At 70.3% G+C, this 15,467-nt stretch carries 12 protein-coding genes; all 12 read left to right on the top strand.

From position 1 onward, the window contains the following. Positions 1 to 390 (top strand): cell division protein SepF (locus tag JJ683_RS11275; protein ID WP_200174140.1); only part of this gene is annotated, 390 nt, incomplete at its 5' end. A 145-nt stretch (positions 391 to 535) separates the two neighbouring features. After that, positions 536 to 826 carry a YggT family protein gene (locus JJ683_RS11270; RefSeq protein ID WP_200174138.1) on the top strand — a complete coding sequence of 97 codons (291 nt, stop codon included), beginning with the start codon at positions 536 to 538 and terminating at the stop codon, positions 824 to 826. Positions 827 to 936: 110 nt separating this feature from the next. Further along, positions 937 to 1,863 carry a DivIVA-like cell division protein Wag31 gene (wag31, locus tag JJ683_RS11265; protein ID WP_200174136.1) on the top strand — a complete coding sequence of 309 codons (927 nt, stop codon included), beginning with the start codon at positions 937 to 939 and terminating at the stop codon, positions 1,861 to 1,863. Between the two features lie 70 nt (positions 1,864 to 1,933). Further along, positions 1,934 to 2,191 carry a hypothetical protein gene (locus JJ683_RS11260; RefSeq protein ID WP_200174134.1) on the top strand — a complete coding sequence of 86 codons (258 nt, stop codon included), beginning with the start codon at positions 1,934 to 1,936 and terminating at the stop codon, positions 2,189 to 2,191. A 293-nt stretch (positions 2,192 to 2,484) separates the two neighbouring features. Further along, positions 2,485 to 5,694 carry an isoleucine--tRNA ligase gene (gene ileS, locus JJ683_RS11255; protein WP_307810865.1) on the top strand — a complete coding sequence of 1,070 codons (3,210 nt, stop codon included), beginning with the start codon at positions 2,485 to 2,487 and terminating at the stop codon, positions 5,692 to 5,694. A 73-nt stretch (positions 5,695 to 5,767) separates the two neighbouring features. Next, entirely contained in the window at positions 5,768 to 7,198 is a 1,431-nt protein-coding gene (locus JJ683_RS11250) for a DNA polymerase IV (protein WP_443733839.1), read from the top strand. Between the two features lie 131 nt (positions 7,199 to 7,329). Beyond that, positions 7,330 to 7,863: a WKL family lipoprotein gene (locus tag JJ683_RS11245; protein ID WP_200174132.1), complete on the top strand. Its 534-nt coding sequence runs from the start codon at positions 7,330 to 7,332 to the stop codon at positions 7,861 to 7,863. Positions 7,864 to 7,969: 106 nt separating this feature from the next. After that, complete coding sequence (lspA, locus tag JJ683_RS11240) at positions 7,970 to 8,722, top strand: signal peptidase II (protein ID WP_372435287.1); 753 nt, start codon at positions 7,970 to 7,972, stop codon at positions 8,720 to 8,722. Further along, positions 8,715 to 9,644, top strand: a complete 930-nt coding sequence (locus JJ683_RS11235) for an RluA family pseudouridine synthase (RefSeq protein WP_200174130.1) — start codon at positions 8,715 to 8,717, stop codon at positions 9,642 to 9,644. The genes lspA and JJ683_RS11235 overlap by 8 nt, the downstream gene beginning before the upstream one ends. Then, on the top strand, positions 9,641 to 10,357 hold the full coding sequence (locus JJ683_RS11230) for a hypothetical protein (RefSeq protein WP_200174128.1): 717 nt from the start codon (positions 9,641 to 9,643) through the stop codon (positions 10,355 to 10,357). Before JJ683_RS11235 ends, JJ683_RS11230 begins: the two co-directional genes overlap by 4 nt. Before the next feature lie 123 nt (positions 10,358 to 10,480). Continuing rightward, positions 10,481 to 14,047 (top strand): DNA polymerase III subunit alpha, encoded by a 3,567-nt coding sequence (gene dnaE / locus JJ683_RS11225; RefSeq protein WP_307810864.1) that lies wholly within the window; start codon positions 10,481 to 10,483, stop codon positions 14,045 to 14,047. 82 nt (positions 14,048 to 14,129) lie between these two features. Further along, positions 14,130 to 15,458 carry a threonine ammonia-lyase IlvA gene (ilvA, locus tag JJ683_RS11220; protein WP_200174153.1) on the top strand — a complete coding sequence of 443 codons (1,329 nt, stop codon included), beginning with the start codon at positions 14,130 to 14,132 and terminating at the stop codon, positions 15,456 to 15,458. Positions 15,459 to 15,467 lie beyond the last annotated feature (9 nt).

Here is a 15,467-nt window from a genome sequence, read left to right as displayed (position 1 = left end):
GGCAGCCGGCCGGCGCCGATGGCGGGGACCCGCGGCGCGCTGGCGATGGATGCGCGGCCGGAGCCGCGGGTCGAGCCGCGCCGGGCCGCCTCGCTGTTCGACGAGTCCGGAGGCATGGCGAAGATCACCACCCTCCGGCCACGTGATTACAGCGAGGCCCGCACAATCGGCGAGCAGTTCCGCGACGGCGTGCCCGTGATCATGGACCTCGTCGAGATGAGCAACGCCGACGCGAAGCGTCTCGTCGACTTCGCGGCGGGCCTTGCGTTCGCTCTGCGTGGTTCGTTCGACAAGGTGGCCACGAAGGTGTTCCTTCTCTCACCCGCGGAGATCGACGTCTCCGCAGAGGACCGTCGCCGTCTGGTGGAGACGGGCTTTTACTCCAAGTGATATCCGCCGGCAGGCACCCCCGTCGCGTCCGCGCGGCGGGGGTGCCGCCTATCACGGCCCGGCGGCGTGCGCGGCGCGGACGCCGGACGGTTCCGCCGGTCACCCGGCGTGGGGTGCGCCGCCGCTTTCGGGCAGAGTGATGAGCATGGCTGCGCTCGAGGTCGTCTACGTCCTTCTCTACATTTTCTGGTTCTGTCTCATCGGTCGCGTCATCGTGGAGTTCATCCGCTCATTCGCGCGCGATTGGCATCCCAAGGGGATCCTCGTGGTGCTGCTCGAGGTGCTGTTCACGATCACCGATCCGCCGGTGAAGCTGCTGCGCAAGCTGATCCCGCCGGTGCGAATGGGGCAGGTCCGGCTTGACCTGTCCATCCTGGTGCTGATGCTGATCCTGTTCGTCCTCATCAGCATCGTGGGGCGTTTCATGTACGCGTGAGTGGTGTTCGTGATGCACGATCGTGACCTGATGTGACAGGATGGGCGGCAGTGAACTGCGATGGCCGGGTCTCTCTCGGCTGCCCATGTATGCGATAGGGGAACACTCCAATGCCGCTTACTCCGGCCGACGTCCACAATGTGGCGTTCAGCAAGCCGCCCATTGGCAAGCGTGGCTACAACGAGGACGAGGTAGACCAGTTCCTCGACCTCGTCGAGGCCGAGCTGGCCCGGCTCGTAGAGGAGAACTCGGACCTGTCGCAGCGGGTCTCCGAGCTCGAATCCGAGCTGGCCGACGCCGAGAAGAAGGCCTCGTCCGCCACCGGCGCGCCTGGCGCGTCCGCGGCCGGGGCGACGGCGGTTCCGGCCGCCCGGACGCACTCGTCGTCGTCGGCCCCCGCTTCGGCCCCCGCTTCGGCCCCCGCTTCGACGGGCGCCTCGTCGTCCGGTGTCACCGCCGACGTCGAGGAGCAGTCCTCGTCGGACACGTCGGCTGCGGCCGCATCCGGTTCGTCGGTGGCCGCCGCCACCGAGGCCGCGCACGTGCAGGCGGCCAAGCTGCTGGCCCTCGCGCAGGAGACGGCGGACAGGCTCACCGGCGACGCCAAGACGGAGTCGGACAAGACGCTCTCCGATGCGCGCAGCACGTCGGAGAAGCTCGTCTCCGACGCCCGCGCCAACTCGGAGAAGATGGTCACCGACGCCCGCACCAAGGCGGACTCCATGCTCGCCGAGGCCCGGCAGAAGTCCGAGGCACTGCTGGCCGATGCGCGCACCCGGTCCGAGAACCAGCTCAAGCAGGCCCAGGACAAGGCCGCCGCTCTGCAGGCGGATGCGGAAAAGAAGCACACCGAGGTCATGGGCACCATCAACGAGCAGCGCACCAAGCTCGAGGGTGAGATCGAGTCGCTGCGCACCTATGAGCGCGAATACCGGACACGCCTGAAGACCTACCTGGAGGGGCAGCTCGAGGAGCTCAACCAGCGCGGGTCCGCTGCACCGGTGGACAACTCGTCCGAGGTCCGCGACCGCAAGTAGTGACCGCACGTAGCCGTACCCGCGCCCTGCGCCAGCCCGTTCTGCGCCGCCGGACATTCAGGAGGATCCGATGCTGATCGCAGCCCTGGTCGTGACCCTCGTCGGGTTCGTCCTGCTGGTCGTCGCGCTGGTGATCAGCTCGGTGGCCTTCGCCTGGGCGTGCATCGGCGTGTGCATCGTCGGATTCGTCCTGTTGGTGTTCGACATCGTCCGCGGTCGGCGCGGAGGCGACGGTTCGCCGCCGGACGATGACGCGCAGCTGGAACGCGGCGAGGAGCCCGGTGGCGAGGTCACGGCCGGTCACGGCGCACAGGACGAGGCCGACTAGAGTTGGCGCCAGTGCGGTTCCCCTTTCGGGGGCCGCGGCGTTGATCCGGCGATCACCGGGGAGCCTCCGGAAGAACAGCGGCACGCACGCCGACCCGCATCGCGGGTCGGCGTCCGTCCGCCCAGTAGACCCGGACGGGCGGGCCCGTCACAGCCCTCACGAGCGACCCGGCCTGCACAGCGCGGCCGGGTAAGCGGGGTGGTACCGCGGCGCAGGCGCGTCGTCCCCGTGCCGAGTCAAGGTGGCCCGCGGCGCGGGTGCACGAGGAAACTGGCACGTAGGGAGCCTGAACAGTGACCGACCCCCAACACCCCGGATCCGGTGACAGCAGTACCGCCGCCACGGCCTACCCGCGTGTCGACCTCACCGGCGGCCACAGCAAGGGTTCCGCCGATTTCCCGGCGATGGAGGAACGCGTGCTCGCGTTCTGGGCCGCGGACGGCACTTTCCAGGAGAGCATGCGCCGGCGCGCGGGCGCTGAGGAGTTCGTCTTCTATGACGGGCCCCCGTTCGCCAACGGCCTGCCGCACTACGGCCACCTGCTCACCGGGTACGTCAAAGACATCGTGCCCCGTTACCAGACCATGCGCGGCAAGCTCGTCGACCGGCGCTTCGGGTGGGACACGCACGGCCTGCCGGCGGAACTGGAGGCCGAACGCCAACTGGGGATCACGGACAAGTCGCAGATCGACACCATGGGCATCGCCGCGTTCAACGAGGCGTGCCGGTCCTCCGTGCTCGAGTACACCGACGAATGGCGAGAGTACGTCACGCGGCAGGCGCGTTGGGTCGACTTCGACCGCGACTACAAAACGCTCGACGTCACCTTCATGGAATCGGTGATCTGGGCGTTCAAGCAGCTCTATGACAAGGGCCTGGCCTACGAGGGCTACCGGGTGCTCCCGTACTGCTGGCGCGACGAGACCCCGCTGTCCAACCACGAGCTGCGGATGGACGACGACGTCTACAAGTCGCGTCAGGACCCGGCGATCACCGTCGGTTTCCGGATCGACGGCAATGGCGCGGGCCCGTTCGAGCGGCTGGACGGCGCGCACCTGCTGGTGTGGACCACCACGCCGTGGACGTTGCCGTCGAACATGGCCGCCGCTGTGCACCCGGAGGTCCGCTACGTGCTCGCGGCGGGGCCCAGCGGGCGCCGCGCCCTGCTGGCCGAGGCGCGCGTGGGCGCCTACGCCAAGGAACTGGGGGAGGACCCCGAGGTGCTCGCGCACTTCACCGGCGGGGAGCTGTTGGGCCTGCGCTACGTGCCGCCGTTCCCGTACTTCACCGGCGCCGAGAACGCCTTCCGCGTGATGGCGGCGGACTACGTCACCACCGACGACGGCACCGGCATCGTGCACATCGCACCCGCCTACGGCGAGGACGACAAGGTGGTCACCGACGCCGCCGGGATCACTCCGGTCACGCCGGTGGACGCGCGCGGCCGGTTCGACTCCCAGGTGACCGACTACGTGGGCGAGCTGGTCTTCGACGCGAACCCACGGATCATCCGCGACCTGAAGAACGCGTCGGGCCCGGTCGCTGCAAGCGGCGCCTGGCTGGTGCGGCACGAGACCTACGAGCACTCGTATCCGCACTGCTGGCGGTGCGGGAATCCGCTGATCTACCGCGCGGTGTCCTCCTGGTTCATCAAGGTCACCGAGTTCCGCGACCGAATGGTGGAGCTGAACGAGCAGATCACCTGGTACCCGTCGCACATCGGCCGCGGACAGTTCGGCAAGTGGCTCGAGGGCGCGCGAGATTGGTCGATCTCCCGCAACCGCTACTGGGGCACGCCGATCCCGGTGTGGGTGTCCGACGACGCCGAGCACCCCCGTGTGGACGTGTACGGCAGTCTCGATGAGCTGGAACGCGACTTCGGCGTGCGCCCGGCCGACCTGCACCGCCCGTACATCGACGAGCTCACCCGGCCCAACCCGGACGACCCCACCGGGCGCGCGACGATGCGGCGCATCCCGGACGTGCTCGACGTGTGGTTCGACTCCGGGTCGATGCCGTACGCGCAGGTGCACTACCCGTTCGACAACGGCGAGTGGTTCGACTCCCACTTCCCCGGCGACTTCATCGTCGAGTACATCGGGCAGACCCGCGGCTGGTTCTACACGCTGCACGTCTTGTCGACGGCGATCTTCGACCGGCCGGCGTTCCGCACATGCGTTTCGCACGGGATCGTGCTCGGCGACGACGGCCAGAAGATGAGCAAGTCCAAACGCAACTATCCGGACGTCTCCGAGGTGTTCGACCGCGACGGCTCCGACGCGATGCGCTGGTTCCTCATGTCGTCGCCGATCCTGCGCGGAGGCAACCTCGTCGTCACCGAGCAGGGCATCCGCGAGGGCGTGCGGCAGGCGCTGCTCCCACTGTGGAACTCGTGGGGCTTCCTGCAGCTCTATGCCGAGCGCCCGGGCAAGTGGCGCACCGATTCGCAGCACGTGCTCGACCGGTACATCCTGGCCAAGCTCGCGCTGTGCCGCGACGAGATGACCGCCGCGCTCGACGATCTCGACGTGGCGCGTGCCTGCGATCTGCTGCGCGGCTTCTGCGACGCGCTCACCAACTGGTATGTGCGCCGCTCCCGGCCCCGCTTCTGGGCGGGCTGCGAGGCCGAGCCGGATGCGTTCGACACGCTGCACACGGTGCTCGAGGTGCTCACTCGGTTGGCGGCGCCGTTGCTGCCGTTGGCCACCGAGGTGATCTGGCGGGGGCTCACCGGCGGACGTTCGGTGCACCTCACCGACTGGCCGGAAACGGACGTGCTGCCCGCCGATCCGCAGCTGGTGGCGGCCATGGACGACGTCCGCAGCGTGTGCTCCGCGGCGCTGGGCGTGCGCAAGTCCAACAAGCTGCGCGTGCGTCTGCCGCTGCGGTCCCTCACCGTGGCGGCCGACGGGGCCGGCGCGCTGCGGCCGTTCACCGACCTCATCGCCGACGAGGTGAACGTGAAGAACGTCGAACTCACCACGGACGTCGACACGCACGGCAGGTTCGAACTCGTCGTCAACGCGCGGTCCGCGGGCCCGCGCCTGGGCAAGGACGTGCAGAAGGTCATCAAGGCGGTCAAGTCCGGCGACTGGGCGCAGGGGGCGGACGGCACCGTCGTCGCGGCGGGCATCGCGCTCGCCGATGGCGAGTACACCAGCCGGCTCGTCGCCGCGGAGGAGGACTCCACCGCGGCGCTGCCCGGCGGCGCCGGTCTCGTGGTGCTCGACACGGAGGTGACCGAGGAGCTGGAGGCCGAGGGCTGGGCGAAGGACCGCATCCGCGAACTGCAGGACGCGCGCCGCAGCGCGGGCCTGGACATCTCGGACCGTATCCGCCTGACCCTCGACGTGCCCGACCGGTTCGCGGAGCGCGCGCGCGTGCATGGCGACCTCATCGCCGGCGAGGTCCTCGCCACCGAGCTCGCCTTCGCCACGGTCGACGGCGACGATGCGGTGGTGGAGCTGGGCGATGGCGTGCGGGCCGTGTTGGACAGGGCTTGACCCTGCCGGTTGTGCGACGGTGGTGACTGATCGGCGGCGGTGACGGCGTGGTGACGGGGACGGCGTGGTGACGGTGACCGGGGCGGGTGCGCAGCGCTGGGTGCTGCACATGGATATGGATTCGTTCTTCGCGTCCGTGGAGCAGCTGACGCGGCCTACGCTGCGCGGTCGTCCGGTGCTGGTCGGCGGCGCGGGCCCGCGCGGGGTCGTCGCGGGGGCGAGCTACGAGGCCCGCGCCTACGGTGCGCATTCCGCGATGCCCATGCATCAGGCGCGGCGCCTGGTGGGTCTGCGGGCCGTCGTGGTGCCGCCCCGCGGCCGCCTCTACCGGCTGGCGGGCCGGCGGGTGTTCGCCGTCGTGCGCGGTCTCGTCCCGGTGATCGAGCAGCTGTCGCTGGACGAGGCCTTCGCCGAGCCCGGCGAGCTCGTAGGCGCGGGCCCGGAGGACGTCGAACGCTTCTGCTCACGCCTGCGGGACGCCGTCTACGACGAGACGGGGCTCGTCGCCTCGGTAGGGGCGGGCTCGGGGAAACAGGTGGCGAAGATCGCATCCGGGCTGGCGAAGCCGCGCGGTCAGAAGGTGATCGCTCTGGCGCGGGAGCGGGCGGAGATGGACCCGCTGCCGGTGCGGAAGCTGTGGGGGATCGGGCCCGTGGCAGATGAACGGCTGCGCAAGGTGGGGGTGGAGTCGATCGGGCAGTTCGCCGCGCTCGGGCACGCGGAGGTGGTCTCGCTGTTGGGTTCGACGGTGGGACCGGCGCTGCACGCGCTCGCGCGCGGCATCGACGACAGGCTCGTCGCCGAGCGCGCGGAGGCCAAGCAGGTCAGCGCCGAGACCACGTTCGCCACCGACCTGCTCACCCGCCGCGAGATCCGGGGCGCCGTCCAGGCAACCGGTGAGGCGGCGCACCGGCGGCTGCTGCACGACGGGCGCGGCGCGCGGACCGTCATCGCCAAGTTCCGCAAGTCGGACATGTCCACCGTCACGCGTTCGAAAACCCTCACCTATGCGACGACGGACCGGGCGGTGCTCATCGCCGCCGCACAGAAGGCGGCCGTCGATCCCGGCGAGGTGGGGCCCATCCGCCTGGTGGGCGTGGGCTTCGCGGGGCTGACGGCACTGCAGCAGACGGTCCTGTTCCCGCAGTTCGACTCCGCGGACGCCGATGAACCGGGTGACCGAGGCGGCGGCGGTGATGTGGGCGTCGGCGGTGATGTGAGCGTCGGCGCGGGGGATGCGCGTGCCGCTGCCCGGACGCCGCTGAGCGCCGGCGACGATGTGCGGCACCCGGATCGCGGGCACGGCTGGGTGCAGGGGAGCGGCCACGGCGTGGTCACGGTCCGGTTCGAAACCCGCACTTCCGGGCCCGGTCCGGTGGTCACTCTGCCCGCGGAGGACGCCGCGCTGGCCCAGGCCGACCCGGCCGCCAGCCTGGATTGGCCCGAACGGTGGAGTGTGGCGGACGACACAGATCCGGCGGGTGCGGGGACCGATTTGGCATAGTGGTACGAGTATTCCGACGCGGGTGCCGGGTCGGCGGGGGTCGGCGTCGGCTTCCGCCGGTGCGGGCGCGTCGGGTGGAACTGCTCGCAGACCCGGAAACGCTCCGGTCGACCAACCACGAGGACTCGCCTGTGAATCTCCGTAAAACCGCCGCCGCACTCGGTGCGGGTGCCGCCATCGCACTGACTCTGACCGCGTGCGGCTCGGACGGCGGCGACACGACCACGCCCACCACCACCACCACCGCGGCGGAACAGACGACCGGCGCGGCGGACGGCGCCCAGGACAGCGCGCTGCCCCCGACGCCGACGGTCGACGAGCTCAACACCCAGCTGCAGACCGCGCTGGACCCGGCCGTACCGGTCGAGCAGAAGCAGGACCTGGTCACCGGCCTCGAGGCCGACCCGCAGCTGCTGCAGACACTTTCGGACAAGATCGCCGCGGCCAAGGCGGACGGCTCGCTGACGGACATCGCGGTTGTCGGCCCCATCCTGCCGCCCAACGGCGACGTGCTGTCGGTGCCGTTCAGCGCGAACTTCAATGGCCAGACCAACACCGGCGAGGCCACGCTCATCGCGGTCGACGGCACGTGGCGCCTCGACGGCAACTTCGTCTGCGGCCTTGCCACGGTGATCGGTGTGCAGAGCCCGGCCTGCCCGGCCTGATCCTGCACCGACACACACGCCACGGTGGCGTCGCCCGCGCGGGCGACGCCACCGTGGCGTGTGCGGCGCATCCGCAGCGGTCCGCACGGTAGGGGATGATGGAACGGTGAGCGAGGGAGCATCGGGTGAACGAGGCGTGCAGATCATGACCGGCGAGCAGAACCACGGCGGGGGCGATGCGAGCGGACGCCGCGTCAGCCGCCCCCTGGTGCTCGCCGCGATCGCCGTGATCGTGCTCACGCTCGACATCGTCACCAAGGTGGTCGTCGTCGCGAAGATGACCCCGGGGCAGCCGGTACCGCTGATCGGCGACGACATCCGCTTTACACTCATCCGCAATCCGGGCGCGGCCTTCTCCATGGCCACCGGCATGACCTGGATACTGACGATCGTCGCGCTGCTCGTGGTGGCCGGCATAATCCGCTACGGCCGCAGGCTTACCTCCGCCTGGTGGGCCGTGGGCCTGGGACTGGTGCTCGGCGGCGCTCTGGGCAACCTCGTCGACAGGCTCTTCCGCGCGCCGGGGCCCCTCGAAGGGCACGTCGTCGACTTCATCGCGGTCGGCTCGTTCCCGGTGTTCAACATCGCCGATTCGGGGATCACCGTCGGCGCGATCCTGCTGGCGGCGCTGGCGCTGTTCGGCGTGGAGCCGCAGCAGCGGCCCGTGGCGGGGTCCGCGGACGATGCGGTGTCGGTCGGGGATGCCGAGGCCACTGGGGATACGGGGTCCCCGTCCGATGCCGAGACCGCATCCGATGCCGACACTGCAGACGAAGCGGATTCCGCAGACGATGCCGGGTCCGACGCCGCCGGGCCTGCCGACACCACCGACGGGAAGGACCTGCCCCGCGATGCCTGATACACGCACGATCCCCGTACCCGACGGGTTGGACGGGATGCGGCTCGACGCCGCGCTCGCCCGGCTCACCGGGCTGTCGCGCACGGCTGTGGCGCACCTGGCAGAGTCCGGTTCGGTGCGCATCGACGGCGCCGCCTGCGGCAAGTCCGACCGGCTGCGCGCCGGCGTGTGGCTGGACGTGGACATGCCCGAACCCGAGCGGCCGCCGACCGTCGACGCCGAACCGGTCCCCGGCATGGACATCCTGTATTCCGACGAGCACATCGTGGTCGTGGACAAGCCCGTGGGCGTCGCGGCGCACGCGGGTGTCGGCTGGACGGGGCCCACAGTGGTCGGCGGGCTGGCCGCCGCGGGATTCCGCATCTCCACCTCCGGCGTGCACGAGCGCCAAGGGATCGTGCACCGGCTGGACGTGGGCACCTCGGGCGTCATGGTGGTGGCCGCCTCGGAGGTCGCCTACACCCGGCTCAAGCGTGCGTTCAAGGAGCGCACCGTGGACAAGCGCTACCACGCGCTGGTCCAGGGGCACCCGGACCCGTCCAGCGGCACCATCGACGCGCCCATCGGGCATGCCCGCGGCAACGAGTGGAAGTTCGCGGTGCGGTCCGACGGGAAGCACAGTGTCACCCACTACGACACGGTGGAGGCGTTCCGGGCCGCGAGTCTGCTCGACGTGCACCTGGAGACCGGCCGCACGCACCAGATCCGCGTGCACTTCGCCGCCGTGCACCACCCGTGCTGCGGCGACATGACCTACGGCGCCGACCCGGTGCTGGCCAAGCGGCTGCGCCTCGAACGCCAGTGGTTGCATGCCCGTTCGCTCGCGTTCACCCACCCCGGGGACGGCCGCTGGGTGGAGTTCACCAGCGAGTATCCGGACGACCTGCAGTACGGGCTGGACGTGCTGCGCGAGGCGGCGTGACGGCGCTGAGGCGCGTCCCCGCCGAAGCGTGGACGGTGGTGGTCATCGTCGCCGTGGTCATCGCGGTGTTCCTGGTGGGCAGGGCCAACCCGATCCCGCCGCCGACCGTGACGACGGACGCGCTCGGCCCCGCCGGCGGCGAAACGGTCGCGGAGTACACCGCGCGCGCGGCGGCGAGCCTGCAGGCGCGCGGCCCGTCGGACGCGGAGAGCGGGCCGCCGGACGCCTTGCACTGGGCGCTGGTCTCCTTCGAGCAGGGAGTGAGTGCGGACGCGGCGGCCCGCTCGGCGGCACCGATGCGCATTTCCGAGGTGCTCAGCCACGTGCCCGTCGACGGGGCGCAGACTCCGGTGACCCCCGTGCAGGTCCCCGCCACGGACGACCCGGCCGTGATGGTGGCTCGCGCCCAGTCCCGTGCGGCCGACGTCGTCGCGCAGCGCACGGGGCTCGCCACGGCTCCGGGGGAAGCTGCGGGATCGGGGGACACTGCCGGTTCGGGGCACGCTGCGGGGTCGCGGGAAACCGTGGCGGCCGCGGTGGTCGATGGGCTGCGCGGAGGATGCGCATGCGTGATGGCATTGGTGGTGCACGGCACCCTCGGGGACCTGCGCGCGGTGGCCGGCCGCCCGGGTGTCCTGGCGGTGGAAGCGCTGCCCGCGGACGCGGTGTTCGGCAGCTTCGCGGTGCGCCCGCCGGTACAGTACCTGCGCTGACTGCGGGCGCCGATCCGGCGCGCGGACGGGTGGGACGCGGGTGCCGGGGACGGCCTAGACTCGTCGGCAGCCGGTGGCGGTCGTCGCCGGCCGGGCGCAATCGGCGAAAGGACCGGGCAGGACGTGGCGGACGCGGTGCAGTCGGGGGATTCCAGTTCTTTTGTGCACCTGCACAATCACACCGAGTATTCGATGCTCGACGGTGCCGCCAAGACCGACGCGCTCTTCGCGGAGGCGCACCGGCTGGGCATGACGGCAGTGGGCATGACAGACCACGGCAACATGTTCGGCGCCAGCGACTTCTACAACCAGGCCGTCAAGGCGGACATCAAGCCGATCATCGGCATCGAGGCCTACGTGGCCCCGGAGTCGCGTTTCAACACCAAGCGCATCAAGTGGGGCGATCCCGGCCAGAAGTCCGACGACGTCTCCGGCAGCGGCGCCTACACGCACATGACGATGGTCGCCCGCAATGCGACGGGGCTGCGCAACCTGTTCAAGCTGTCCTCGCTCGCCTCGATCGAGGGGCAGCTTGGCAAGTGGGCCCGCATGGACGCCGACATCATCGCCGAGCACGCCGAGGGCATCATCGCCACCACCGGGTGCCCGTCCGGTGAGGTGCAGACCCGCCTGCGGCTGGGGCACGAGCGTGAGGCGCTCGAGGCGGCGGCGAAGTGGCAGGAGATCTTCGGCGAAGAGAACTTCTTCATGGAGGTCATGGACCACGGCCTGTCGATCGAACGCCGCGTGCGTTCGGGGCTGATGGACATCTCCCGGCAGCTGGGGATCCCGCCGCTGGCCACCAACGACTGCCACTACGTCAAGCAGGACTTCTCGCAGACGCACGAGGCGCTGCTGTGCCTGCAGACGGGCAAGACGCTCAACGATCCGACCCGTTTCAAGTTCGACGGCGACGGCTACTACCTCAAGCCCGCGTCGGACATGCGCGCGCTGTTCGACGACGAGGTCCCCGGCGCGTGCGACAACACGCTGCTGGTGGCCGAGCGCGTCGAGTCGTACGAGCAGGTGTGGACCCACCACGACCGGATGCCGATCTTCCCGGTGCCAGAGGGGCACACGCAGGGGTCGTGGCTGCGCGAGGAGGTTGCCGCCGGTTTGCGGCGCCGGTTCCCGTCGGGGCCGTCGCAGGCGTACCTGGACCGGGCCGACTACGAGATCGGCGTCATCGAGCAGATGGGGTTCCCCGCCTACTTCCTCGTGGTCGGCGACCTGGTACGGCATGCGCACGAGGTGGGCATCCGCGTGGGGCCGGGACGCGGATCGGCGGCCGGCTCGCTCGTGGCCTTCGCGCTGGGCATCACCAACATCGATCCGCTGCCGCACGGCCTGCTGTTCGAGCGGTTCCTCAATCCCGAGCGCGTGTCGATGCCCGATATCGACATGGACTTCGACGACCGCCGACGCGGCGAGATGGTCCGCTACGCCTCCGACCGCTGGGGCGAGGACAAGGTGGCCCAGGTCATCACGTTCGGCACGATCAAGACCAAGGCGGCCATCAAGGACGCCGCCCGCGTGCACTTCGGCCAGCCCGGCTTCCAGATCGCCGACCGGATCTCCAAGGCGCTGCCGCCGCCGGTCATGGCCAAGGACATCTCCGTCGTCGGCATCACCGACCCGGAGCACGAGCGGTACGCGGAGGCGGCCGAGGTGCGTGCGCTCGTCGAAACCGATCCCGATGTGCGCACCATCTACGACACCGCACTGGGCCTCGAGGGACTGATCCGCAACGCGGGCGTGCACGCGTGCGCGGTGATCATGTCCTCCGAGCCGCTCATGGATGCGATCCCGCTGTGGAAACGCGCCCAGGACGGCGCCATCATCACCGGGTGGGACTATCCGTCGTGCGAGGCGATCGGCCTGCTCAAGATGGACTTCCTGGGCTTGCGCAACCTCACGGTGCTCGGCGACGCGCTCGACAACCTCAAGGCCAACCGCGGTGTCGAGCTGGACCTGGACACGCTTCCGCTGGACGACATCAAGACCTACGAGCTGTTGGCACGCGGCGAGACGCTGGGTGTGTTCCAGCTCGACGGCGTGGCCATGCGTGACCTGCTGCGGCGCATGCAGCCCACCGGGTTCGAAGACATCGTGGCGGTGCTGGCGCTGTACCGGCCGGGGCCGATGGGCATGAACGCCCACAACGACTACGCGGACCGGAAGAACAGCCGCCAGCAGGTCACGCCCATCCACCCCGAGCTCGAGGAACCGCTCAAGGAGATCCTGGCCGACACCTACGGGTTGATCGTCTACCAGGAGCAGATCATGCAGATCGCGCAGAAGGTGGCCGGGTACTCGCTGGGCCGAGCAGACATCCTGCGCCGCGCCATGGGAAAGAAGAAGGCGTCGGTGCTCGAGGCCGAATTCGAGGGCTTCGAGAAGGGCATGCAGGACAACGGCTACTCGAAGCAGGCGATCAAGGCGTTGTGGGATACGATCCTGCCGTTCGCCGGGTACGCGTTCAACAAGTCGCACGCCGCCGGCTACGGGCTCGTGTCGTACTGGACCGCGTACTTCAAGGCCAACTACCCTGCCGAGTACATGGCGGGCTTGCTCACCTCGGTGGGCGACGACAAGGACAAGGCGGCGGTGTATCTGGCGGACTGCCGCCACCTGGGCATCACGGTGCTGCCGCCGGACGTCAACGAGTCCGGCACCTACTTCGCCTCGGTCGGCGAAGACATCCGCTTCGGCCTGTCGGCGGTGCGCAACGTGGGCACCAACGTGGTGTCGTCGATCATCGCGGCGCGCGAGCAGAAGGGCGCGTTCACCGGGTTCTCGGACTATCTGGGCAAGGTGGACGCCGCGGCCTGCGGCAAGAAGGCGATCGAGTCGCTGATCAAGGCGGGCGGTTTCGACTCGCTCGGGCATCCGCGCAAGGGGTTGCTGCTGGTGCACTCCGACGCCGTAGACGCCGTGATGGGCACCAAGAAGGCCGAGGCCATCGGCCAGTTCGACCTGTTCGGCGGGGACGGGGCCGCGGAGGAGAACTCGTCGGTGTTCGACATCCCAGTGCCCGACGAGGAGTGGGAGACCAAGCACCGGCTGGCTCTCGAACGCGAGATGCTGGGCCTGTACGTCACGGGTCACCCGCTCAACGGGGTCGAGCACGTTCTGGCCGCCCAGTCGGACACGTCGATCCCCGCGATCCTCGAGGGCAAGGTCAAGGACGGCACCCAGGTGTCGGTGGGCGGCATCCTCTCGTCGGTCAACCGTCGGGTGAACAAGCAGGGGCTGCCGTGGGCGTCGGCGCAGCTCGAGGACCTCACCGGCGGCATCGAGGTGCTGCTGTTCCCCAAGACCTATTCGGTGCTGGGCATGGACGTCGCCGACGACGCCATCGTCCTGTTGAAGGGCCGTATCTCCGAGCGCGACGAGCGACGCTCGCTCATCGTCAACGACCTGGCGGTGCCGGACTTGTCGTCGGTGGGCGTGGCGCGGCCGCTGGCGGTGACGATGGCGACGCGCATGTGCACCCCGGACAAGGTCGAGACGCTGCGCCAGGTGCTCACCCGGCACCCGGGCACCTCGGACGTGCACTTGCGGCTCGTCAGCGGCGAGGGCGACAAGGTGCGCCTGTTCCGTCTGGACGATCGGCTGCGCGTCGATCCCACCTCGGCGCTGATGGGCGACCTCAAGGCGCTGCTCGGCGCGGGCTGCCTGGGCGCCTGAGACCGGCCCGCGGCCGCGTCCGCGGGTGGTGCGACAATCGGGGGTTGTGACGACCAACGAGCAGACGCAGGCAGGTTCCGGGGTGCGCGACGGGCGGGGCGGGCTGCCCACGGCGGGCGACATCGACGCGGCCGCTGCGCGCATCGCCGACGTCGTCGTGCGCACGCCGCTGCAGTACTGCGAGCGGCTGTCGGCGGCCACCGGAGCGCGCGTGTTCCTCAAGCGTGAGGACCTGCAGGGGGTCCGGTCCTACAAGATCCGCGGCGCGTTCAACCTGATGGTGCAGCTCACCGACGACGAGCGTGCCGCGGGCGTGGCGGCGGCGAGCGCGGGCAACCACGCGCAGGGCGTCGCGTATGCCTGCCGGTCGCTGGGCATCCACGGACGAATCTACGTGCCGACGAACACCCCCAAGCAGAAGCGCGACCGCATCCGCGCCCACGGCGGCGAGTACGTGGAGCTGGTGGTCACCGGGACCACGTTCGACGCCGCGTCGGCCGCGGCCCAGGCGGACGCGGAGCGCACCGGCGCGACGATCGTCCCCCCGTTCGACGACCCTCGCACCATCGCAGGCCAGGGCACGGTGGCGGCGGAGGTCATCGAGCAGCTCGGCGGGGCGCCGGACACGGTGGTGGTCCCCGTGGGCGGCGGCGGGCTCATGGCGGGGCTGGTGACCTACCTGCACGACCAGGCCCCCGGCGTGTACGTGGCGGGTGTGGAGCCGGCGGGCGCGGCCTCGATGACGGCGGCGCTCGCCGCCGGCGGGCCTGTCACGCTGTCCGAGGTGGACCCGTTCGTCGACGGTGCCGCGGTCCGGCGGGTGGGGGCGTTGCCCTACGACGTGCTGCTGGCCGCCGGCGCGCAGGTGGTGACGCACGCGTCGCTGCCCATGGTCACGACCACCGTCCCGCGTGCCGACGGCGGCGGGATCGCCATGCTGCAGGTGGACGAGGGTGCGGTATGCACCGCGATGCTGGACCTCTACCAGACCGAGGGCGTCATCGCCGAGCCTGCCGGGGCGCTGGCAGTGACGGCGCTCGAGCAGATGCGAATGGAGCCGGGCTCCACCGTGGTGTGCGTGATCAGCGGGGGCAACAACGATGTCTCGCGCTACGGGGAGATCCTCGAACGTTCGTTGGTGCACCTGGGGCTCAAGCATTACTTCCTGGTCGACTTCCCGCAGGAGCCGGGTGCGCTGCGCCGGTTCCTGGACGAGGTCCTGGGACCGGACGACGACATCACGCTGTTCGAGTACGTCAAGCGCAACAACAGGGAGACCGGCGAGGCGCTCGTCGGCGTCGAGCTGGGCGAGCGCGAGGCCCTGGCCGCGCTGCTGGCGCGCATGGAGGCGTCGGCGATGCAGGTGGACCGGCTGGTGCCGGGGTCGCCGGCGTACCGTTACCTGACCTGACGGCCACCC

Source organism: Tomitella cavernea (assembly GCF_016599145.1).
GTDB classification, from domain to species: domain Bacteria; phylum Actinomycetota; class Actinomycetes; order Mycobacteriales; family Mycobacteriaceae; genus Tomitella; species Tomitella cavernae.
Note: the sequence above shows the minus strand (reverse complement) of the source record. Positions and strands in the feature narration are given on the sequence as shown.